We start from the raw sequence: 23,651 nt of genomic DNA, 5'->3' as shown, positions 1-23,651 counted from the left end.
ATGAATATTGAATAAGTAAGGAATAGATATGCATACAATTATCATGCTACTGCTAGGTTTGAGCTATTTGAATTTCGTTGATAGTGCTCATAAAGGAAAAGGCTATTACTCCTATTCATTAGATCACCATATAAGTTCAACTCGCTGTACCGTAAGCCCATGCCCCGATCCGAAAGATTATTAAGTTATACCTATCAACGTTAGGAGAAGAAAATGAAGAAATTAATTATTTTTATACTATCAAGTTTATTCGCTTTTTATGCTAGCGCTTATACTTGGGATAATAAAATCAAAGATACCAGCACTGTTAATCAGTATTGTCAACATAATAGCAATACTCAACAATCTACTCGCTGTGTTTGGCCCCCTTGTGATGATGAGTGGTAATATTTATCGCAAGATATAACATATAAAATAAAAAACGAATAACATAACCTGTCATTCGTTTTTCTTACTATAAGTATTAGGTATAGCGTTTATGTATATTTATACTAAATCCGGCTATCATTGGCTTTTTGTAATAACGCACCACTCTCTTTCATAAATTGTGAAGCATAATCACCGAACCAATCACTTACATTATTAAATGAGCCAATAAATTCATCTTTTGTGTTTATATCTAATAAGGCTATAGCTTCACCTAATGAATGATGATATCTACGGATCAAGTTAATGTTTTCTTGTGAAGATAAAATAATATCGGCATATAATTGTGGATCTTGAGCAAAGAGCCTACCAATCATCGCTAGCTCTAAACGATAGATGGGAGAAGATAATCTTAATAAACTGGCTAAATCGACATTCTCTTTCACCAAATGTTGCCCATATGCAAAAGTAGTAAAATGTCGCAATGCTTGGATAAAACTCATATTTTTATCGTGCTCTTGTGCAGTAATAGCCTCTACTCTTGCTCCCCACACCATAAGTTGCTCAAGCAACCACTCAAAATGTGATAAATCTCGCCCTTCACAATAAGCGATAACTTGTTTTGCTAAACTTGGCACATCTGGACCAAACATTGGATGTAGTCCTAAAACAGGGCCATTATGTGCTTTTAACATCGCCTCTAAAGGCGCTTGCTTGATTGAGGCTAAATCTACCAATAAACAATTTTCTGGCAAGGGCGGTAATTGCTCAATAACATCAACCGTTAAATGGATTGGGACACTGATTATCACCATACCAGCATCCGCAAAAATAGCCGGAGATTTACTTTGCCACTCATCCGCTTCAAGACTTTCCACTTGATAGCCAGAAAGTGTAAAGAGACGAGAAAAAAGTCTCCCCATTTTTCCGTTCCCCCCCACAATGACAATTTTGCCTAATTGGGGATTAAGTGTTTTAAAGCCTTTATCATTTTCTTTGCTATATGACTCTCTCATTACTCGACGTAAAACATCTTCAATTAAATCAGCAGAAATACCCATTTTTTCTGCTTCATTACGTCGAGAAGCAAGCATTGCGGCTTCTCTATCTGGTGCATAGATAGGTAACCCGTGGCGATTTTTAACTTCTCCCACTTCTGCTACCAATTGCATTCTTTTGGCGAGTAAAGAAAGCAATGTTTTATCCACCTGATCAATTTGCTCTCGCAAATTTTGTAATTCTTCAGCCATCTATGCTTGCCTCTTCTTATTAAAGTGTTATTGGGTTAGCTAACTTTTCTTAGTTGCGCTGCACGCTGTGCTAAAACTGGCGAAATTTGCTGATGCAGATTTCTTAACACCGATTCAGTGGTTTCCCAGCTAATACATGCATCAGTAACAGAAACACCGTACTTCATCTCACTACGAGGCTGCTCTGATGACTGATTGCCTTCATTAATATGGCTTTCTAACATAATTCCTGTTATTGATTGATTACCTTTTTTAATTTGCTCAATCACTGAATCAACCACGACAGATTGACGACGAAAATCTTTATTTGAATTACCATGACTACAATCAATCATCAATGATGGTGTTAATCCCGCTTTTATCATATGAGCTTCACATAACGCGACATCTTCTTCATGGTAATTAGGTTTCTTACCCCCACGCAAAATAACATGTCCATCAGGATTGCCTTGTGTTTGTAATAAACAGACTTGTCCTGATTGATTGATGCCCATAAAACGATGTGGCATAGAAGCCGCTTTCATCGCATTAATAGCCGTATCTAAATTACCATCTGTGCCATTTTTAAAACCAACAGGCATTGATAAACCTGATGCCATTTCACGATGGGTTTGAGACTCGGTCGTTCTTGCCCCAATAGCTGACCAACTAAATAAATCACCTAAGTATTGAGGATTGTTAGGATCTAAGGCTTCCGTAGCTAAAGGTAAACCTAACTGAACCAACTCTGTTAATAGTTTACGGGCAATATGTAAGCCTTTTTCCATCTCAAAACTGCCATCCATAAACGGATCACTAATTAAACCTTTCCAACCAACTGTTGTACGAGGTTTTTCAAAATAGACACGCATCACAATATACAGACTATCACTTAACTCAGACGCTAAGACTTTTAGACGTTTTGCGTAATCTAACGCAACATCGACATCATGAATAGAACAAGGGCCACATACCACTAATAAACGCGGATCACGACGTTGAACAATTTCAGAAATAGTTTGACGTGATTGAGTAATGGCATGCAGATCATTACGACTCAACGGGTATTTTTGTTTTAACTCTTCCGGCGTAATTAACACCAGCTCTTCGCTGATGTTGACATTATTGAGTGCGTCTTTTTGCATGATCATAATCGTTACCTTTTTTATGTCTGTCATTGTGATTTTTGTGTGTCTAAACGATAAGATAACATGCAATGTAAAGAAATCAATCCATATTTTCAATAAAAAAGGTATAATCGTAATCATATGTTTACATAATAGAGATATTGTTAGATTTATTCTTATAAATCAATAGATTATAAATATCCAAAATAACACAAAAAATGTGACTAAGATAAAATAAAAATAGCAGACTGTAATTTTAATTTTACACCCGCAAGAAATTGGCCTTCACCTAGCAGATGAAACGACTTTATAAGAGATGTTATTTAATGATGAGAAAAATAGGCAAGAGAGTGAGCTATTGTCGAGTGCTTATAAAAAGATAGAAGACATTAGAGGAAATAGAGCAGGTTATAGTCAAAAAAAGGCCAGCTGATGCTGGCCTTTTAACCATAACTTTCGGATGTGCGAAAGCGTATTATTTAGCGTTAAGACGCTCTTTAATACGTGCAGCCTTACCTGAACGCTCACGCAGGTAGTACAGTTTAGCTTTACGAACCGCACCACGACGTTTAACTGTGATGCTATCTACGACTGGGGAGTGAGTTTGGAATACACGCTCAACACCTTCGCCATTAGAAATTTTACGAACAGTAAATGCAGAGTGCAGACCGCGGTTACGAATAGCGATAACCACGCCCTCGAATGCCTGCAGACGTTTTTTAGAACCTTCAACGACCCATACCTTAACTTCTACATTATCGCCTGGACGAAATGAAGGTACATCTTGCTTCATTTGTTCTTGTTCGATTTGTTTAATAATATTGCTCATAATAACTCTCTTACCCTAGGTAAACTGATATTAATGACACTTTGTGTCAGACTTACTCTGCTGTTCTTTGCAAATGTTCCTGCTGGAATTCTGCTAACAGCACTCTTTGCTCGTCAGTCAGAGCTAGGCTTTCCAGAAGCTCAGGTCTTCTTAGCCAGGTCCGGCCCAGCGATTGTTTCATACGCCAGCGATTAATATGAGCGTGATTACCAGACAGTAACACTGCCGGAACCGCCATACCATCTAACACCTCTGGACGAGTATAGTGAGGATGATCCAGTAATCCTTCTGCAAAAGAGTCTTCTTTCGCCGAAGCCGCATGTCCAAGAACACCAGGAACAAAACGTGCTACTGCATCTATCATTATCATGGCAGGGAGTTCCCCACCACTTAATACGTAATCACCAACAGACCACTCTTCATCGATTTCGGTCTGAATGACACGCTCATCTATTCCTTCGTACCGACCGCAAACCAGAATTAATTTCTCATTTGTGGCCAATTCGCAAACACCTTGTTGATCGAGTTTGCGCCCTTGAGGTGATAAATAAATCACCTTTGCACCATCACCTGCCGCAGCTTTTGCTTGATGAATAGCTTCCCTTAACGGTTGTACCATCATCAACATACCGGGACCACCGCCATAGGGGCGATCATCTACTGTATGATGTCTGTCATAAGTGAAATCTCGGGGATCCCAACATTCCACATTCAGCAGACCATGCTTCACTGCCCGACCAGTCACCCCGTACTCGGTTATAGCGCGGAACATTTCAGGAAATAGGCTAATTACCCCAATCCACATTTGCACTGTCCCACTGTTGAGAACCGTTAACCGGAGAATCTAAAAACCAGGATCCCAATCAACGATAATTTTTTTCGCTGAGAGATCGACTTTCTTGATAACCTGCCCATCAAGAAACGGAACTAACCGCTCCCTGACACCGAATGCATCTTTCAGATTTGCTTTGATTACCATGACGTCATTTGAGCCCGTTTCCATCATGTCGTTAACGACACCTAAATCGTAGCCCTTGTCAGTTTCTACCTGACAACCCATCAGATCTTTCCAGTAATACTCACCGTCTAGATCAGGAAGTTGTGTAGCACTTACGACAATTTCAAAATTAGTCAAAATATTTGCAGCATCTCTGTCGTCAATACCTTTTAGCTTGACGATAATATCTTGATTGTGGTGTTTCCAAGTTTCTATCTCAATGGATTCCCATTGACCATGTCGTTGAATAAACCACGGTTGATATTCAAAAATGTTTTCGGCATGTTCGGTGGAAGAAAAAACTCTGAGCCAACCACGGATCCCGTAAGGTGAGCCCAACTTACCCATAACAATAGGTTCTACAGGCTCTTTAAAGGTTTTTTGTTCGCTCATTGTTACCACCGCGACAGATTAAGCGCTTTTCTTCGCTGATTTGATCAGGCCAGCAACACGTTCTGAAACAGTTGCGCCTTGAGCAACCCAATGTTCAACACGGTCTACGTCTAAACGTAATTCTTCTGCATTACCGGTTGCCAGTGGGTTATAAAAACCTACACGTTCAATAAAACGACCATCACGCGCATTGCGGCTATCGGTCACGACTACTTGGTAAAACGGACGCTTTTTTGCGCCGCCACGAGCTAAACGAATTGTTACCATAACATCCTCATTAGTTAACAAAACAACCAGACCCCATCGAGGAATGGCGTCCGGTTGTCATATAAAAAGCCCGAAAAGTTTACTCACTTTGGCGAAAAAAGCAATCCAAAGCGACGTTTTTTTCGGACTTTTTGCTTTTAGCGACCTGGAAAGCCTGGTGGCATCATACCTTTCATGCCACGCATCATCTTAGCCAAGCCGCCCTTCTTCATCTTTTTCATCATACGTTGCATATCATCAAACTGCTTTAATAAGCGGTTGACGTCTTGCACTTGTGTTCCCGATCCCATCGCAATACGACGTTTACGAGAACCTTTGATGATTTCAGGTTTTTGGCGCTCTTTTTTCGTCATTGAGCTAATAATAGCTTCCATTTTGACTAAAATTGAGTCGTCCATTTGTGATTTCACCGCATCAGGCACCTGAGACATGCCGGGCATTTTACTTAGCATACTCGCCATGCCCCCCATGTTTTTCATTTGCTTTAACTGATCTAAGAAATCATTTAAATCAAAACCGTCCCCTTTTTTTAGTTTAGTTGCCAGCTTTTCAGCTTGCGCTCGGTCAACTTTACTTTCGATATCTTCAATTAATGAAAGAACATCGCCCATGCCTAAAATACGTGAGGCAATACGATCGGGATGGAAAGGTTCTAATGCTTCTGTTTTTTCACCAACACCGAGGAATTTAATTGGTTTCCCTGTGATATGACGAATAGATAATGCTGCACCACCACGAGCATCACCATCAACTTTAGTTAATACCACCCCTGTTAAAGGGAGTGCTTCATTAAAGGCTTTTGCGGTGTTGGCAGCATCTTGGCCTGTCATTGCATCAACAACAAATAGGGTTTCTACTGGATTGATTGCTTTATGAAGAAGTTGGATCTCCTCCATCATGCCTTCATCAACATGTAAACGACCCGCAGTATCCACCAGCAATACATCATAAAATTGGAGCTGAGCATGTTTTAACGCATTGCTAGCAATGGTGACGGGATTTTCTTGTACCGTTGAAGGGAAAAAGTCAACACCAACCGTTTCGGCTAAGGTTTCCAGTTGTTTAATCGCTGCGGGACGATAGACGTCAGCAGAAACTACTAATACTTTTTTCTTCTTTTTCTCTTTTAAAAATTTACCGAGTTTAGCAACACTTGTCGTTTTACCCGCACCCTGTAAACCAGCCATTAATACCACGGCAGGAGGCTGAGCTGAAAGGTCAAGATCGTTATTGACCTCTCCCATCGCATTTACCAGCTCATTTTGTACAATTTTGACAAATTCCTGACCTGGGGTCAGACTTTTGTTAACTTCATGACCTACTGCACTCTCTTTGACACGTGCAATAAACTCACGAACCACGGGCAAAGCCACATCAGCTTCTAATAAAGCCATACGCACTTCGCGCAGTGTGTCTTTAATGTTTTCTTCGGTCAGTCGGCCTCTGCCGCTGATATTGCGCAATGTGCGCGATAATCTGTCACTTAAATTCTCAAACATTATCTTAGCTCAGTGTTAAAGTTGGGCTTGTCTGTCGTCTATTTTATCGATTATATCACGATGACGCGCAGATCTCTGCATAGAGATTTACGCTTAATGACTTCAATAGTTGGAGCGGAATTCACCTAGCGCTATACTAAGCAATTATGTACCCTATTATGTAAGCGAAACTATGCCCGTTATATCAATCTCTATCGTTGCTGTCTGCGCTTATTTACTCAGTCTGGTGTTTATTCTCCCCAGTTTGCTGAGAAAAGAGCAAAATGGATACCGTGGATTAGCGCTGCTTTTTGCGGTGGTCGCCCTTGTGACCCATGCTATCTCATTAAAATTTTTGATTTTCCGTCCACATAGCGGGCAAAATCTGTCACTCACCAATTTAGGGGCGGTGGTCAGTTTAATGGTCTGCGTTATCATGACCATTGTTGCTTCCCGTGGTAGAGCTTGGTTTTTGCTGCCTATTGTTTATTGCTTTTCCATAGTCAATCTCATTATTGCCGCCTTGATGCCAGGTGAGTTTGTCACCCACCTTGAAAGTAGCACATCGCTCTTTATTCATATTGGGCTTGCTTTATTAAGTTACGCCACTTTGTTAATTGCTGCTTTATATGCCTTACAACTCAGCTGGCTCGACTATCAACTAAAAAATAAGAAACTAAAATTTTCACCACAAATGCCACCATTAATGTCAATTGAACGTAAAATGTTTCATATTACCCAAGTGGGGGTAGTATTACTGACATTAACCTTGTGTACCGGCCTGTTATATATGGATAATATTTTTGGTAAAGAAAATATCCATAAATCAATATTTTCTATTATTGCGTGGTTTGTCTACATCATTTTATTATGGGGACACTTCCGTGAGGGTTGGCGTGGGAAAAAAGTGGTTATTTTTAACCTGATCGGTGCCATTATTTTGACATTAGCTTTTTTTGGTAATCGTTTATTGCAAGAGTTAATGCTTAATTAATCTTTTCATTTTAAGGTAGCAAAAGGAACTCAATTTTGGAGCATGTGTCGACAACAACGCTCATTATCATACTTATCGGTATGATCTTTGCCTCAGCCTATTTTTCAGGCACTGAAACTAGCATGATGACTATCAATCGTTATCGGCTACGCCACGCGGCCAAGCAAGGTAATCGCTCAGCCAAAAGAGTAGAAAAACTATTACAGCGTCCCGATAGATTGATTAGCTTAGTATTAATTGGTAATAACCTGATTAATATTGTCGCCTCCGCTCTCGCCACTATTGTAGGAATGCGTTTATATGGTGATGCAGGAGTAGCTATTGCAACAGGTGTATTAACCTTTGTCATTCTTATTTTTGCTGAGGTACTACCAAAATCTATCGCAGCGCTTTATCCAGAACGTTTCGCTTATCCAAGTAGCGTTCTTTTGTCACCTTTACAGAAAATCATGTTGCCCGTTGTGTGGTTTTTTAACCAAATTACCTTAGTGTTTATGCGCATTTTCGGTATTAAATCCCCCGTAATACAGGGTAATGCGGTATCAAAAGAAGAACTACGCACCATTGTGAATGAATCAAAATCGAAACTGTCACAGCGTAACCAAAATATGCTGATTTCTATTTTGGATTTAGAAAAAGTGACCATTGGCGATATTATGGTACCAAGAAATGAAATTTTTGGTATTGATGTCAATGATGAGTGGAAATCCATTGTCAGACAGTTAACTCACTCCCCTCATGGGCGTATTGTCCTTTATCGTGATACCCTCGATGATGTCATTGGTATGCTACGAGTACGCGAAGCTTACCGTCTTATGACAGAGAAGAAAGAATTTACTAAACAAATTTTGATTAAAGCGGCTGATAAAATCTATTTTATCCCAGAAAGTACACCACTTAGCTTACAACTAGTTAATTTTCAACGTAATAATGAAAAAGCCGGTATTGTCGTCGATGAATATGGTGAAATTCAAGGATTAGTCACTGTTGAAGATATCCTAGAAGAGATTGTCGGTGATTTTACTACCTCAATGTCTCCTTCTTTAGCAGAAGAAGTGATCCCACAAAAAGATGGTTCACTATTAGTGGATGGCACAACTAATATCCGAGATATCAATAAAGCCTTTGCTTGCCATTTACCAGAAAATGAAGCACGAACAATTAATGGGGTTATTATTGAAGAGTTGGGTGATTTACCCGTAGTAGGTGCCAAAATAACGATTGATGGTTATGAATTTGAAGTGTTGGAAGTGCAAGACAATGTGATTAAGAAAGCCTTGATCCGCCATCTTACGCCCTCTCGTCACTAGCGATTATTAATAGCGGTTCAATGCAATTGGCGTTGGCCGTTATGATAAATCACCCATCAAATTAAAAGAGACAACAAATCAAGAGCAAATAGCTTGAGTTATTGTCTCTTTATCTATAAAGCAACTGTAACTAGATTTGTAACTCTTTGAGTTTGTCTTCTGGTAGTGCTAATTCATCATTATGATTAATGCCAATAGTGTGAGATAAAATGTCTCGTGCAATATCTTGAGCTTCAGCTAACGAGTGCATTTCATAAGTTCCGCATTGGTAGACATTAAGCTCAGGAATATGGTTTTGATCTTTAACCTTCAATACATCTTCCATAGCTGCCTTCCATGCATTAGCAACACGTTGCTCATCAGGCTGACCAATTAAGCTCATATAAAAGCCTGTACGACATCCCATTGGCGAAATATCGATGATCTCAACACCTTCACCATTTAAGTGATTACGCATGAAACCTGCAAATAAGTGCTCTAACGTATGAATTCCTTTCTCAGGCATGGCTTTTTTATTTGGGACAGTAAAGCGTAAGTCAAAAACGGTAATAGTATCACCAGAGGGTGTTTTCATCGTTTTAGCAACGCGTACCGCAGGTGCAGACATACGTGTATGGTCAACAGTAAAGCTATCCAATAACGGCATAAAAAACCTCCTAAGAAAATTTTTAAATATTTTTAAGAGAACATGAAACTTTCTGCGAGCGCCTCGGTCTTAGTAATGAATACGCGCAAAATGTTATCATCCCTATTTCTCTATAGAATTTATTCAGCCACACAAATTTTAGTGTGGCTTTTTTCTATCTGAGTTTTAAGAAGCCACACCATCATTATTTGGCCCAGCATGGAGCTTCAAATATTCATCGAAAGAAATGGTATCACTCTTTTCTAAGTCTGCCTGACGTTTAATAGATGAAATTCTCTCATGTTCAAAAGCATCATCTGTTAACACTTCATAAGCGGTATTGACTAATTGTTGATGATATTCTTCAGCTAAAGATAGACCATAACCGCCAATACCCTGTGCTTTAATTTTTTCTAATAATCTGCCAGAGAAGGTTAATTGCGGATTATCAAACATTTCCTCTAACTTAAGGCAAACTTCTAGATATTTAGTTCCAGAACAGCTATCTAATACCTTAGCTACGCGCTGTAAGTCAGCAAAAAGCGCTTTCCCCACTTGTGCTAATGGCTCTTTTCTTTCACCACAACCCATGCCAATAACTTGACCTGGCTTACGCCCTTCTAGAATAACGTTATTCCAATTTGCACGACAGCAGGCCAATTCTTCTGCATTCATTTCTGGTGCATCCGCTAATACACACCAAATCAAGAATAAATCTAAGAAACGGATTTGTGTTTCATCAACGCCGATAGGCGTAAATGGATTGATATCTAATGAGCGAACCTCGATATATTCGATACCACCACGTAATAATGCATCAGAAGGTGATTCATCCCCTTTGACTACGCGTTTAGGACGAATAGGCGCATATAATTCATTTTCAATTTGTAATACGTTAGTATTTAATTGAATATACTTACCGTCTTTCTTTACACCTAATTTAGCAAATTCTTCTGACGGTTTATGAATAGCCTTTTTCAAACCTTTCACATAAGTCTCTAGATGATTAAAAGTAATATCTAAATCACTCTGTGACTTATTGGTATAGCCTAAATCACTTAAGCGCAACGAAGTTGCATAAGGTAAGTATTTGGCGCCTTTAGGGGTATTTTCAAAGGGTAAATTGGTTTTTCGACCTTTTAAGAATGAACCACAAATAGCTGGCGAAGCACCAAAGAAAAAAGGAATTATCCAACCAAAACGGTAGTAATTACGGATCAAACGTAAATAACCGTCTGAAATCGCCTCTTTACCTGTTTCTTCATCGGTGATATTTGCCCACGCTTGCCAAAATTCGATAGGTAACGAAAAATTGTAATGCACACCAGAAATAGTTTGCATTAACGCACCATAACGATTTTTCAGCCCTTCTCGATATAACGTCTTAAAACGCCCAACATTAGAGGTACCAAATTGCGCTAATGTTATTTTATCTTCGGCTTCAATAAAGCAAGGCATACTCATCGGCCACATACGCTCATTGGTTAAATGACGTGCCGTATAGCGATGCAAATCACTTAAAAAATGTAAGGTGTGATCAATATTATCGTCAACAGGAGTAATAAACTCTAACAGAGACTCAGCAAAATCTGTCGTGATCCACTTGTGAGTGAGTGACTTACCTAGCTCGACAGGGTGTCCTGTAGCCGCTAAATGACCATCAGGAGTAACTCTTAAGGTTTCTCGCTCTATACCACGGTGGATACCACATAAAACTTTAGGATGGGCTTCCAACCAAGAAAGCGCTTTAGATACGTCCGGGATCAAAGGTGACCTCCCGCGTTGGTTAATGTTAATAAGTAGATAACAGTTACTTTATCGCAAAGTCACCAAATTGTCGCTGATTAGATGATATCGGCGTTATTAGTTGATGCGAAACAAATCGATAATATATAAACAATGCAGGAAAGAGAAAAAGCAAAAAGCCCCGCGATAAGCGAGGCTTTAAAGATGGTGCATCCTGGAGGATTCGAACCTCCGACCGCTCGGTTCGTAGCCGAGTACTCTATCCAGCTGAGCTAAGGATGCAGTCGTACTAATTTAACTAAGATAAGCTAACTTTATAAAAAGATGGTGCATCCTGGAGGATTCGAACCTCCGACCGCTCGGTTCGTAGCCGAGTACTCTATCCAGCTGAGCTAAGGATGCGTCGTTATCTTTTTGCCTCTCACATTACATTGTGCAATGTCGAGAAATAAGTGGTGCATCCTGGAGGATTCGAACCTCCGACCGCTCGGTTCGTAGCCGAGTACTCTATCCAGCTGAGCTAAGGATGCACGTTGTTTAATTTTACTCTTTTAATGCAAATTATTCACTATTTGCACCAAAATAAAAACCCCATACATTTAATCATGGGGTTGGAATATGGTGCATCCTGGAGGATTCGAACCTCCGACCGCTCGGTTCGTAGCCGAGTACTCTATCCAGCTGAGCTAAGGATGCAAATCTAAATGGCGGTGAGAGAGGGATTCGAACCCTCGATGCAGCTTTTGACCGCATACTCCCTTAGCAGGGGAGCGCCTTCAGCCTCTCGGCCATCTCACCATATTTAGAACCACTCGAAGAAGTTCTTTGTGAACATCTCGTCTCTGTGTGGCGCACATATTACTTTCTCAGCCTGAGAAGTCAAACAATTTTTCTCAACTTTTTACGAATATAGGTTCGTTTGAACACTTCACAAACAAACTGATGCGTTTATCAGCAAGAAAGGCTAAAAAAGAACTGAATACCATGATATCGCTGATGAAAAATCATTCAAGCATTTTATCTCATCGACGAATAATTTTATTCCCCCTACTAATAATTATGAATCGAATGATAAGCAGTAAAAAGACTTTCAATTCTGTCAATCAGAATAAGCGGATAGTGTAATAATAAATACAGTTCAAAAGAGCGAGGTGAAGAACGAGAAAGAAAATGGAAAGTTCTATAGAAAAGAAAAGCGCCCAGACCCGGCAAAAGTGTGGACGCTTACGAAGAAAGGGTAACTAGCTAAAAATAAGAGATTGCTTAGTAGTTATCTGTGGGCTGAGTTTTCTCGGCCTGAATTCGTTGATAGATCTCTTCACGATGGACAGATACTTCTTTGGGGGCATTTACGCCAATACGTACCTGATTACCTTTAACCCCTAAAACGGTTACGGTTACATCATCGCCTATCATAAGCGTTTCACCAACTCGACGAGTTAGAATAAGCATTCTTTGCTCCTTGAAAATTTACAAGAGTCGGGTCTCTAGAATTTCCCGGCCATTATCCATCATACATTGTCAATTCGTATAATCATTATTTATCACATATAGCCCATACTTCATAACAAAATATAAATTTTGTGATTGATTATTTAACGGATTGTCAATATTACATAAAGCGTTACCCCTAAAAACTAGGGATAACGCTTTTTCAGGTAGCTATCGCTTAAAGATGCGATTCTACCCACTCGTCAACACTCGCTAAAGCAGCGGGTAACGCTTCAACATCTGTACCACCAGCTTGTGCCATATCAGGGCGACCACCACCTTTACCACCGATTTGCTGAGCGACAAAACTAATTAGCTCACCTGCTTTTATTTTAGCAGTCAAATCCTTAGTCACACCGACAATTAAGCTCACTTTACCATCAGAAATAGTAGAAAGTACAATTATTGCTGAACCTAATTGATTTTTTAAATCATCAACCATTGTTCTTAACATTTTTGGTTCAACATTATTCAGTTCACGAACTAAAAGTTTGATACCTTTCACATTCTTAGCTTGGCTTCCTAACGAGGAGCTTTCTTGAGCTGCTTGCTGATCTTTCAGTTGTTGAAGTTCTTTTTCTAATGAACGGTATTTTTCTTGAACCGTTTTAATTTTCTCAACTAAATTACTACCATCACTTTTAAGTGCATGTGCCACAAGAGAAATCAGATCCGATTGCTCATGAACACTTTCAATCGCTGTAGCCCCCGTAATCGCTTCAATTCGGCGAATACCGGCCGCAGTCCCTGATTCACTCATAATGCGGAATAGACCAATATCACCCGTTCTGGCTGCGTGAGTACCACCACAAAGTTCAGTTGAGAAATCCCCCATGGTTAAAACACGAACACGTTCTTCATATTTCTCACCAAAGAGTGCCATCGCACCTTTTTGCTTCGCATCTTCAAGATCCATTAACTCGGTGACAACCGGCGAGTTAAGGCGGATTTGCGCGTTAACAATGTCTTCAATTTCACGTAACTGTTCTGGTTTTACTGCTTCAAAGTGAGAGAAGTCAAAACGCAGATATTTATCGTTAACTAAAGAGCCTTTCTGGGTAACATGAGTGCCTAATACTTGGCGTAATGCCGCATGCAATAAATGCGTTGCTGAGTGATTTAAGCGAATAGCATCACGACGAGCCACATCAATGACTGCATTGATCTTATGATTAACAATAAAAGATCCAGAAATGACTTTACCAATATGACCAATAGCCTTGCCATATTTTTGCGTGTCGGTAACTTCAAACTGGCTATCTTTGCCAATCAGAAGACCTTTATCACCTACTTGGCCACCAGACTCAGCATAAAAAGCCGTTTTATCTAAGAAGATAATCCCTTCTTCACCTGCTTTAAGCTCAGTGACTGTTTGACCATTATGGAAAATCGCATTAATAGTACCTTGTTGCTCATTATGGTCATAACCTGAGAAATCACTGCGACTATCGACTTTAATCAGTTCGTTATAGTCAGTACCAAAACCGCTAGATTCACGAGCACGTTTACGTTGCTCTTCCATTGCCAGTTCAAAGCCTTCTTCATCAACTTTGATATTTCTTTCACGGCAAACATCCGCAGTTAAATCTAATGGGAAACCATATGTATCATAAAGACGGAAAGCCGTTTCACCCGCTAAAGTATCACCGGTTAATTTTTCTAGCTCTTCATCTAATAATTGTAAACCGCGCTCTAAAGTACGTGCAAACTGCTCTTCTTCCGTTTTAAGTACTTTTTCAACGATTTCTTGTTGATTCTTAAGTTCTTTACCGGCTTCAGCCATTACATCAATAAGCGGTGCAACGAGTTTATAGAAGAAAGTATCTTTCGCACCTAACATATAACCATGGCGTACAGCACGACGGATAATACGACGTAGCACATAGCCTCGACCTTCATTAGAAGGAATGACACCATCACAAACAAGGAAAGAACAAGAACGGATATGGTCGGCAATCACACGTAATGATTTATTTGCTAAGTCTGTCGCATTAGTCACTTCAGCAACGGATTTAATGAGTGCGCGGAATAAATCAATATCATAGTTAGAGTTAACATGCTGTAGTACAGCAGTAATACGCTCTAATCCCATTCCCGTATCAACAGAAGGCTTCGGCAATGGATCCATTGTACCATCTGATTTACGGTTGAACTGCATAAAGACGATATTCCAGATCTCAATATAGCGATCACCGTCTTCTTCAGGTGTCCCTGGCGGTCCCCCCCAAATATGATCACCATGATCGTAAAATATCTCAGTACATGGACCACAAGGCCCCGTATCTCCCATTTGCCAGAAGTTATCTGAAGCAAATGGTGCGCCTTTATTATCACCAATACGAATAATGCGCTCAGCTGGAACACCAACTTCTTTATTCCAGATATCATAAGCTTCATCATCAGTGGCATAAACGGTTACCCAAAGTCTCTCTTTAGGTAAGTTAAACCACTCTTTGCCAGTTAATAATTCCCAGGCAAAGTTAATTGCATCATGTTTGAAATAGTCACCAAAACTAAAGTTACCTAACATTTCAAAAAATGTATGGTGACGTGCTGTATAACCCACATTTTCTAAATCATTATGTTTACCACCCGCGCGCACACAACGTTGCGCGGTTGTCGCTCGGGAATAAGGTCGGTTGTCCAATCCAAGAAATACATCTTTAAATTGGTTCATCCCTGCGTTTGTAAACAGCAATGTTGGATCATTATTTGGAACCAAAGAACTGCTTGGTACTATTTGATGTCCTTTAGTATGAAAAAAGTCGAGAAACGCCTGACGGATCTCAGCGGTGCTTTTGCTCATAATTATCCCGAAATCAAGCTGGAAAAACAGAAATTAGAAATCTAGTTAGAGGAGGTTTAGTTTTACCTCTACTTAGCCAACGAATACATAAGTAGGGATAAGATAGAATTTCTTCGCTCAGAAGTAAAACCCCCGATAAACTTATTCGAGTTGACATTGTAAATCGTCTAGTAGTTTTCTGAAAGTAGCAACATACTTCAAGATAGGTCGTTTTAACCAAATCGAGGCGAATTTTGTAAGATATGAGAAGGTAATGACGATAATTTCATAATAAAACTATTAAATAATTTTTTCGTCATTTTTAGTTTATTATCAATAGCATTTTGCTCATTTGCTCGCAACAGCTATCCTAAATCTGTATTATCAAAAAAAGCCAATATTCCCATTACATATTTAATTTTTCTGAATAAAAATCCCGCCAGAATCATTTAACTAAATATATTTACTGATAAATTTAAAATAATAAAGTAGCAAAAATCCATTTCTCTCGTAGTCAAAGAGATTGATTATCTATATAGATAGATGCTAACAAGTTATTTTAATGCTGTTTTTTCAAACATGTAAAAGAAATATGATGTTATAAATAACCAATAGAATACATCACCAAATCTTCACTATATAAACACTTACATAGTGTAATCCCCCCAAAGATAAAAATATTGTTATTGCTGATAAAATAGTAATAAATTGCAAAAAAAAAGAAAAACAGTGAAAAATAAACTAATTTTTCACTACCACTGAGTGGTTAATTTTTACATAAAACAAAAAGGAAGCTTTTTTAAGGCTTCCTTTGATATCTGACCAAATTTTATACAGACAAGTTATTCAATGGGATGCTGTCGTGAAAATAGCCAATGATTTAAGGTCTATTTTCACACAAACAGCATGACAACCAGCTAATTACTCTTTTGTGTCGTCAGCATCACTGTCTGACTCTTCACCTGCAAAATCCGCAGCACTTGTGAATTCACCAGCATGATTTAACAACATTTCACGCAATTTAGTGTTTAACTCATTGTACATTTCAGGGTGTTCTTTTAAGTAATTGGTTGCGTTAGCTTTACCTTGACCGATTTTTTCGCCATTGTAGCTATACCAAGCACCCGCTTTCTCTACTAACTTATGTTTAACACCTAAATCAATCAGTTCGCCATAGGTATTAATACCTTCACCGTACATAATTTGGAATTCAGCTTGTTTAAACGGTGCAGCCACTTTATTTTTAACAACTTTAACGCGAGTCTCACTACCAATGACTTCATCACCATTTTTGACAGAGCCAATGCGACGAATGTCTAAACGAACAGAAGCATAGAATTTAAGCGCATTACCACCGGTCGTGGTTTCTGGGTTACCAAACATAACACCGATTTTCATACGAATTTGGTTAATGAAAATCAGTAGTGTGTTAGAGTTTTTAAGGTTACCCGCTAGTTTACGCATAGCTTGGCTCATCATACGTGCGGCTAAACCAACGTGTGAATCACCAATTTCACCTTCAATTTCAGCTTTTGGTGTTAATGCTGCCACGGAGTCCACGACAATAACATCGACCGCACCAGAGCGAGATAATGCATCACAAATTTCCAGTGCTTGTTCACCTGTGTCAGGTTGAGAGCAGAGTAGATTATCGATATCGACACCTAGCTTTTGAGCATAAATTGGGTCTAATGCATGTTCAGCATCAATAAATGCACAAATTTTTCCTTCACGCTGAGCAGAGGCAATAACTTGTAGAGTCAAGGTTGTTTTACCAGAAGATTCAGGGCCATAGATTTCAACAATACGGCCACGTGGCAATCCACCTGCACCTAAAGCAACGTCTAATGATAAAGATCCTGTAGAGATAGTTTCTACGTTCATGGAACGGTCTTCGCCCAGACGCATGATAGAACCTTTACCAAATTGCTTTTCAATTTGACCAAGTGCTGCGGCCAATGCTTTTTGTTTGTTTTCATCAATAGCCATGTTATCTCCCTCTGGGCAGTGAAGCATAAAGATGGGTCACTACCATTAAAACGTATATGATTTTGCTTGTTGAAACTCATTATACTGTATAATCATACAGTATCAAGTTAATTATTAATAATTTCTTTAAGAATTGATTTTAAAGAGAAAATCACAGATTGGGCTCTCACCTCCTCTCGTGATCCACTAAAAATACAGTGTTTAGCAACCACTCGAAGCCCCTCTGGGGTTTTTATTGCAAAGCCAAACCAAACTAAACCAACGGGCTTCTCTTCACTACCGCCGCCGGGACCTGCAATACCACTAACCGATACAGCATAGTCTGCATTTGCTGTTAGCAATGCCCCTTTTGCCATCTCACAGACAACTTGTTCACTCACGGCACCAAAATCAGACAATGTTTGCTCATCTACACCAATCATGTCATGTTTAGCTTGATTACTGTAAGTCACAAAACCTCGATGATAATAATCTGAGCTACCTGCTATATCAGTAATGACTTTTGCAATCCATCCTCCAGTACATGATTCTGCAGTAGTTAACGTTTTTTTTCGTTTTAGCAGAGCCTGACCGACTTCAATGCTCAGATGGGTCATTTCATCATTATTTATCATGAAGGTTGTTTCACCTCGACTCTCAATTAACGTTATTCAGCTCTCTTTCTTGTGCAATCCCACAACCATAATCCACCAATTGCTAGCGCAAAGATAGCACCAAAGCCAATACCAATTGTAATAACGGAAATACCCATACTGGTGACTAGCGAGAACAAACCTAGCATCAGTAACATTGCGGTATTCTCACCTAAATTTTGTACAGCAATGGCATTCCCCGCTCCCACACTATGCTTTCCTTTATCTTGTAGCAAAGCATTTAATGGTACAACAAAGAAGCCACCAAAAATGCCAATAACAACTAAGATAAAATAGGCTGGAATAATGGTGGTTTGTAATGAGAAGTAAACAACACCTAAGCCAATTAAAACCCCGGCAGGCATACAACGACGGACCGTTTTTAATGTGACAAACTTAGCGGCTAAACCAGCGCCAATCACAATACCAATCGCCACCATCGCATTTAATATTGTTGGTGTTGTATTATCAGTCATTCCCAAAGCTATAGGCACCCATTGCACTAATAGAAAACGCAATGTGACGCCGGCCCCCCAAAACATACTTGTTCCTACCAGAGAAAAACGGCTCTCTTTATCTCGCCATAAAGAGCCACAAGCAGCTAAGAATTGATTGAATATTTTTTTAATATTCCAGCCTCGACCTATTTGAGCAGGTGATAACTTGGGAATGCTAAAATTAACCAATACAGCTAAAGCATACATTATCGCACAGACAGCTAATGCTAAGATAATGCTCCAATCGGAAAGAAGCCCACCAATCACAGAGCCTAATAAAATTGCCGCAATAGTTGATGCTTCCATTAAGCCATTTGCTTTGACTAAACGCTCGCCATCAGTTAACTCACCTAAAATACCATATTTAGCAGGCGAATAAATGGCGGCGCCGATCCCCACTAAGGCGTAACCTAAGAATGGATCGGTTCCAATACAAATAAGAAAAGCACCGGCAAATTTTAACGCATTACCAGTAAGCATCACCCTACCTTTAGGCTGGCGATCGGCAATTTGTCCAACAAAGGGAGCTAAGAGAATATAAGCCAGCACAAACACCATTTGTAAAATAGGCTGGCTCCATTCTGGATAAAGTGCTGATTTAAATTGAGCGAGTATGGCAAATAACAAAGCATTATCCGCAAATGCAGAAAGAAACTGTGATAATAATACTGCTTTCATGCCCTTACTCAGTAATGGGGGCTGACTTATATTCTCTGACATTAATTATTTTCCTGTTCAGCGAGTTGCTTTAACGAGACAAAATCCGTTTTGCCACTTCCTAAAACAGGAATTTCTTTGAGAAAACGAATATCTTTTGGTACCGCAATTTCTGCCACACCAGTGGATTTAGCTAATGCCGATAACATACTGCGATCAAGTTGCTTATCGGTTGTAAAAAGCACTAATGACTCACCTCGACGTGGATCATTTACCGCCACCACAGCATGGTTGCCTTCCGAGGCTTTAGCCGCTAATTGCTCTACACTTTCAAGAGAAACCATTTCTCCCGCTATTTTTGCAAAACGTTTTACACGCCCTTTAATAGTGCAAAAACCTTCGCTATCAATAGCAACGATATCTCCCGTATCATACCAACCCACTTCTTCGATGCCTTCGGCATTTATTGCTGTAGGCTGTTCTAATTTATAAGGGGACTCAACGCGCAAATAGCCAAGCATGATATTAGGACCACGCAGTTGTAATCTTCCACCATCCGTAATGCCGCTTATGGGAATTAAACGCCCTTCCATGCCTGGTAATAAACGCCCCACGGTATATGGCTTAGCACTCATTGGTACATTAATGGAGACAACAGGAGCACATTCAGTGACCCCATAACCTTCTAAAATACGAATACCAAATTTATCCTGCCATAATACTCGTGTCGATTCGGACAGTTTTTCCGCCCCTGCAACCACATATCTTAGTCGAGCAAAATCATAAGGATGAGCAAATTTGCCATAATTACCTAAGAAAGTTGAAGTACCAAATAATACTATACAATTTTGGTCATACACTAATTCAGGTACTACACGATAATGTAGTGGGCTTGGGTAGAGGAATACTCGTGCCCCTAAGCAGATAGGTGCTAATACACTTACCGTTAAACCGAAAGCATGGAATAACGGTAATGCAGCCATAAATTTATCTCTGGGTGAAAAGTCAGCAATAGCGCGAATTTGCTCTACATTCGCCAATAAACTGGAGTGGCTATGAACGACACCTTTCGGAGTGCCTTCAGATCCAGAAGTAAATAAGATAACTGCTGCATCCGTCGATTTTTGCGCTAACATCGCTTTATGAGGAGTGAGTAAGTGCTGTGCAATCCAGCGTTTATCTTCTCTAGTAATGCTATCTTTGAGATCTTCAAGATAAACCCAGTTTGCATCCGGAGTCTGTTCTGGAATATGTAATAAATTTCCTTTCTCTAAAAATTGGCGTGAGGTAAAAATCGTTTTAATGGATGCCGCTTTCATGGCATTTTGTACACCTAAGCTACCCGCAGTATAGTTAAGCATCGCCACAACCCGTTGGCGCATCGTTGCCCCAAATAAAGCCGCAACCGTAACGGTAGTATTAGGAAGTAAAAGGCCAATTCGTTCATTAGGTTCGGTATAGCGTTCAATAATACGACTAACACCTAATATTTTTTTCAATAGGCCCTGATAACTATCCTCTTTCATATTAATATCTGAAATAAGAGGACTGAAACGACCAAACTGAGACATTCCTTGTAAAAATGCCTCATAGAGCGTGATATTAGGACGTGCTTGCATAATAGCATCCATCATAATATCACGGAGCTTTTCTCCCGATAAGCGACGGCGCTCTGCTGATTTTTCCGCTGTAGGCATAGGTAAATCAACCGCAGGTAGCACTTTTATTGTGATTTTAGGAAAGAGCTTTGCTTTTATATTTAACGTTTTATGCACTCGAGAAAAGTAGCTAAATTCAGCACCTTCTATTCTAACAGGGATAACTTTTGCCCCTGATTTAGCAGCAATAAACGCAGCACCTTCATAAATCTTCATCAAACCAATAGTTACCGTAATTCTCCCTTCAGGGAAAATAACAACAGGACGGCCTTTATCGACTTCTTTAACTAATTGGCGAACCGCCATTGGATTAGCGGGATCTAAAGGAACAATATCCGCATAACGACTGAGCCATTTGGTATGTTTGGCATTAGCCACTGAGGTGTAAACAGCAAAGACAGGGTTAATCGGTAAAAATAAACGCAATAATATACCATCAATAAACGATGTATGATTTGGCGTAATAATGCATTTTTCATATTGTGAAAACTGATTAATTAGTCCTTCAATTCTTACTCGAAATAAGAATTTAAATAGTGTTTTAAAAAACGCTATCAACATCATATCCATATCTCATTTTGCTATAATTAGCCTTACTATAAATAGGATATGATGAAAATAAAATAGTTGTCTTTTGTTTTCGTCTTTATATAGGACAACTTCCTAATTATTTAGCGAGTTTTGCGAGAATGACCTCAATAATATCATTAATAGATAATCCAGCATCAACAATAATATCTGCGCATTGCATATATAAAGGCTCACGCTTAATTAAAACATCATGTATTTCTGAAACTAATGTTTTTCCCGTCAAGCTAGGTCTTTGTGCCTCATTAGGATCTTGAGATAAACGCTCAACTAAAGTTTCAAGTGAAGCTTGTAAATAAACAATTACACCTGAATTTTTCATATAAACACGATTTTTTTCTGCCAACACTATCCCTCCCCCCGTTGAAATAACTTGGTTAGGTTGGCTAACTTGAATAAGCGCATCTGATTCAAGTTGGCGAAATACATCCCAACCTTCCGCTTCAACCATAGAAGAAATAGTTTGTTGATATTTATCTGTTATCCAATTATCTGTATCAATAAATTGATAATCTAAAGATAGAGAAAGCGCTTTACCTACTGTTGTTTTTCCTGCACCTCTAGGTCCTATAAGGTAAATTGTACTTTCCATAAATGCACTCTCTCCGCTGTGTTAACCCGCTAAATGGGTGTAATCTAAAATTTACAATGTGTAAAGTATTAAGTATCATACCTCACAATACAAAAAAATAAAGCCACACTTTATGAAAGTATGGCTTAGCTATTTAAGGGATTATTAGCGACGTAATGTATTGTCGCCGTAACCAATCCATTTATAGGTGGTTAGAGCATCTAATCCCATAGGGCCTCGTGCATGTAGCTTTTGTGTACTCACCGCTACTTCAGCACCTAAGCCAAACTGTCCACCATCTGTAAAACGTGTACTAGCATTCACATATACCGCAGCAGAATCAACTTGGCGTACAAAGCGATCAGCATGGCTGATAGATTGCGTTAAAATAGCATCTGAGTGCGCGGTACCATATTGGCGAATATGAGCAATTGCCGCTGTTAAATCATTAACGACTTCAACATTCAGATCCAGTGATAACCATTCATCACAATAATCTGCTTCAGTCACATCGACGACCGTCGCACGTCCCTTTTTCAATGCAGTTATAGCGCGTTGACTGGCATGCAAAGTAACCTTTTGTGCTGCCATCGCATCACTTAATTGAGGTAAGAAACTCTCCGCAATAGCTTCATGTACCAATAACGTTTCTAACGAATTACATGCGCTTGGACGCTGTACTTTAGCATTAATAATAACATTTAATGCTTGGTCTAAATCAGCACTTTCGTCAACAAAGGTGTGACAAACACCAATCCCCCCCGTGATCACAGGAATAGTGGATTGTTCACGACATAACTTATGTAATCCTGCACCACCTCGAGGAATAAGCATATCAATATACTCATCCATTTTTAGCATTTTTGCGACTAATTCACGATCTGGCTTATCGATAGCTTGAATAGCAGCCGCAGGAATAGCGCATGTTTCTAGTGCTTGCTGGATCACCGCGACAACGGCTTGGTTAGTATGGTGAGTCTCTTTTCCGCCACGGAGAATAGCCGCATTCCCTGTTTTTAAGCATAAAGATGCTACATCTATAGTCACATTTGGACGAGCTTCGTAAATAACGCCAACAACCCCTAAAGGGACTCGGCGGCGTTCTAAACGTAAGCCACTGTCTAATAAACGACCATCTATCACTTGACCTACAGGATCTTCTAGATGACAAACTTGGCGAACATCATCAGCGATCGCTTTTAAACGTTCTGATGTGAGTAATAAACGATCAAGCATTGCAGCATTAATATTAGACTCTCGTGCCGCCACCATATCTTTTTCATTAGCAGCAAGAATAATGGCTTCTTGCTGCTCTAATAAATCAGCGATGACTAACAGTGCCTGATTTTTTTGTTCGGTTGATAGCTGAGCTAAGTGCCAAGAAGCTTCTCGCGCCGCTTTTCCCATTTGTTCTAACATATT

Annotated in this window: 21 protein-coding genes and 5 tRNA genes; 4 read left to right on the top strand and 22 right to left on the bottom strand. The window is 39.5% G+C overall.

Annotated elements, in window-relative coordinates; all coding sequences use genetic code 11:
* Positions 1-28: 28 nt before the first annotated feature.
* A complete protein-coding gene (locus PMI_RS19380; RefSeq protein WP_004247407.1) occupies positions 29-184 on the top strand; it encodes a hypothetical protein in 156 nt (51 codons plus the stop codon).
* Positions 185-213: 29 nt separating this feature from the next.
* Positions 214-387: a hypothetical protein gene (locus PMI_RS19375; RefSeq protein WP_004244766.1), complete on the top strand. Its 174-nt coding sequence runs from the start codon at positions 214-216 to the stop codon at positions 385-387.
* A gap of 104 nt (positions 388-491) precedes the next feature.
* Here PMI_RS19375 and tyrA read toward each other — a convergent pair whose 3' ends face one another.
* The 7 genes from tyrA to ffh form a co-directional block, all read right to left on the bottom strand.
* Positions 492-1,616 carry a bifunctional chorismate mutase/prephenate dehydrogenase gene (gene tyrA / locus PMI_RS01885; RefSeq protein WP_004252261.1) on the bottom strand — a complete coding sequence of 375 codons (1,125 nt, stop codon included), beginning with the start codon at positions 1,614-1,616 and terminating at the stop codon, positions 492-494.
* 35 nt (positions 1,617-1,651) lie between these two features.
* Positions 1,652-2,746 (bottom strand): 3-deoxy-7-phosphoheptulonate synthase, encoded by a 1,095-nt coding sequence (locus PMI_RS01880; RefSeq protein ID WP_004247405.1) that lies wholly within the window; start codon positions 2,744-2,746, stop codon positions 1,652-1,654.
* A gap of 451 nt (positions 2,747-3,197) precedes the next feature.
* Positions 3,198-3,551 carry a 50S ribosomal protein L19 gene (gene rplS, locus PMI_RS01875; protein ID WP_004244769.1) on the bottom strand — a complete coding sequence of 118 codons (354 nt, stop codon included), beginning with the start codon at positions 3,549-3,551 and terminating at the stop codon, positions 3,198-3,200.
* A 52-nt stretch (positions 3,552-3,603) separates the two neighbouring features.
* Positions 3,604-4,356 carry a tRNA (guanosine(37)-N1)-methyltransferase TrmD gene (gene trmD / locus PMI_RS01870; RefSeq protein WP_004244770.1) on the bottom strand — a complete coding sequence of 251 codons (753 nt, stop codon included), beginning with the start codon at positions 4,354-4,356 and terminating at the stop codon, positions 3,604-3,606.
* Positions 4,357-4,395: 39 nt separating this feature from the next.
* Complete coding sequence (gene rimM / locus PMI_RS01865) at positions 4,396-4,941, bottom strand: ribosome maturation factor RimM (RefSeq protein WP_004244771.1); 546 nt, start codon at positions 4,939-4,941, stop codon at positions 4,396-4,398.
* Positions 4,942-4,959: 18 nt separating this feature from the next.
* Positions 4,960-5,208, bottom strand: coding sequence for a 30S ribosomal protein S16 (gene rpsP, locus PMI_RS01860; protein WP_004244772.1), 249 nt, complete (start codon positions 5,206-5,208; stop codon positions 4,960-4,962).
* Positions 5,209-5,345: 137 nt separating this feature from the next.
* Complete coding sequence (gene ffh / locus PMI_RS01855; protein WP_004244773.1) at positions 5,346-6,707, bottom strand: signal recognition particle protein; 1,362 nt, start codon at positions 6,705-6,707, stop codon at positions 5,346-5,348.
* Between the two features lie 172 nt (positions 6,708-6,879).
* Between ffh and PMI_RS01850 the strand changes: the two genes are divergently transcribed.
* Both PMI_RS01850 and PMI_RS01845 read left to right on the top strand, forming a co-directional pair.
* Entirely contained in the window at positions 6,880-7,680 is an 801-nt protein-coding gene (locus tag PMI_RS01850) for a cytochrome C assembly family protein (RefSeq protein ID WP_004244774.1), read from the top strand.
* 35 nt (positions 7,681-7,715) lie between these two features.
* Positions 7,716-8,990: an HlyC/CorC family transporter gene (locus tag PMI_RS01845; RefSeq protein WP_004247404.1), complete on the top strand. Its 1,275-nt coding sequence runs from the start codon at positions 7,716-7,718 to the stop codon at positions 8,988-8,990.
* Positions 8,991-9,120: 130 nt separating this feature from the next.
* Here the strand turns inward: PMI_RS01845 and luxS are convergent, their stop codons facing one another.
* The 15 genes from luxS to proA all read right to left on the bottom strand — a co-directional run bounded on the left by luxS (position 9,121) and on the right by proA (position 23,648).
* Positions 9,121-9,636, bottom strand: coding sequence for an S-ribosylhomocysteine lyase (luxS, locus tag PMI_RS01840; protein ID WP_004244776.1), 516 nt, complete (start codon positions 9,634-9,636; stop codon positions 9,121-9,123).
* Positions 9,637-9,801: 165 nt separating this feature from the next.
* Positions 9,802-11,382 carry a glutamate--cysteine ligase gene (gene gshA, locus PMI_RS01835; protein ID WP_004244777.1) on the bottom strand — a complete coding sequence of 527 codons (1,581 nt, stop codon included), beginning with the start codon at positions 11,380-11,382 and terminating at the stop codon, positions 9,802-9,804.
* Between the two features lie 184 nt (positions 11,383-11,566).
* Positions 11,567-11,643: transfer RNA gene (locus PMI_RS01830), tRNA-Arg, on the bottom strand.
* Between the two features lie 43 nt (positions 11,644-11,686).
* Positions 11,687-11,763, bottom strand: a tRNA-Arg gene (locus PMI_RS01825).
* A 51-nt stretch (positions 11,764-11,814) separates the two neighbouring features.
* Positions 11,815-11,891, bottom strand: a tRNA-Arg gene (locus PMI_RS01820).
* A gap of 89 nt (positions 11,892-11,980) precedes the next feature.
* Positions 11,981-12,057: transfer RNA gene (locus PMI_RS01815), tRNA-Arg, on the bottom strand.
* 9 nt (positions 12,058-12,066) lie between these two features.
* Positions 12,067-12,159: transfer RNA gene (locus tag PMI_RS01810), tRNA-Ser, on the bottom strand.
* 465 nt (positions 12,160-12,624) lie between these two features.
* On the bottom strand, positions 12,625-12,813 hold the full coding sequence (csrA, locus tag PMI_RS01805) for a carbon storage regulator CsrA (protein ID WP_004244778.1): 189 nt from the start codon (positions 12,811-12,813) through the stop codon (positions 12,625-12,627).
* A 217-nt stretch (positions 12,814-13,030) separates the two neighbouring features.
* Positions 13,031-15,658, bottom strand: coding sequence for an alanine--tRNA ligase (alaS, locus tag PMI_RS01800; protein ID WP_004244779.1), 2,628 nt, complete (start codon positions 15,656-15,658; stop codon positions 13,031-13,033).
* Positions 15,659-16,558: 900 nt separating this feature from the next.
* Positions 16,559-17,626: a recombinase RecA gene (gene recA / locus PMI_RS01795; RefSeq protein ID WP_004247401.1), complete on the bottom strand. Its 1,068-nt coding sequence runs from the start codon at positions 17,624-17,626 to the stop codon at positions 16,559-16,561.
* A gap of 107 nt (positions 17,627-17,733) precedes the next feature.
* Positions 17,734-18,240, bottom strand: a complete 507-nt coding sequence (gene pncC, locus PMI_RS01790) for a nicotinamide-nucleotide amidase (RefSeq protein ID WP_012367572.1) — start codon at positions 18,238-18,240, stop codon at positions 17,734-17,736.
* Between the two features lie 32 nt (positions 18,241-18,272).
* Positions 18,273-19,475: a lysophospholipid transporter LplT gene (lplT, locus tag PMI_RS01785; RefSeq protein WP_012367571.1), complete on the bottom strand. Its 1,203-nt coding sequence runs from the start codon at positions 19,473-19,475 to the stop codon at positions 18,273-18,275.
* Positions 19,475-21,634, bottom strand: coding sequence for a bifunctional acyl-ACP--phospholipid O-acyltransferase/long-chain-fatty-acid--ACP ligase (gene aas / locus PMI_RS01780; protein ID WP_086935843.1), 2,160 nt, complete (start codon positions 21,632-21,634; stop codon positions 19,475-19,477). Before aas ends, lplT begins: the two co-directional genes overlap by 1 nt.
* A gap of 103 nt (positions 21,635-21,737) precedes the next feature.
* A complete protein-coding gene (aroL, locus tag PMI_RS01775; protein WP_004244785.1) occupies positions 21,738-22,250 on the bottom strand; it encodes a shikimate kinase AroL in 513 nt (170 codons plus the stop codon).
* Positions 22,251-22,394: 144 nt separating this feature from the next.
* Entirely contained in the window at positions 22,395-23,648 is a 1,254-nt protein-coding gene (proA, locus tag PMI_RS01770) for a glutamate-5-semialdehyde dehydrogenase (protein ID WP_004244786.1), read from the bottom strand.
* Positions 23,649-23,651: the final 3 nt, after the last annotated feature.

The organism is Proteus mirabilis HI4320 (assembly GCF_000069965.1).
GTDB lineage: Bacteria > Pseudomonadota > Gammaproteobacteria > Enterobacterales > Enterobacteriaceae > Proteus > Proteus mirabilis.
The sequence above is the reverse complement of the archived record's forward strand: the minus strand, read 5'-3'. Positions and strand labels throughout refer to the sequence as shown.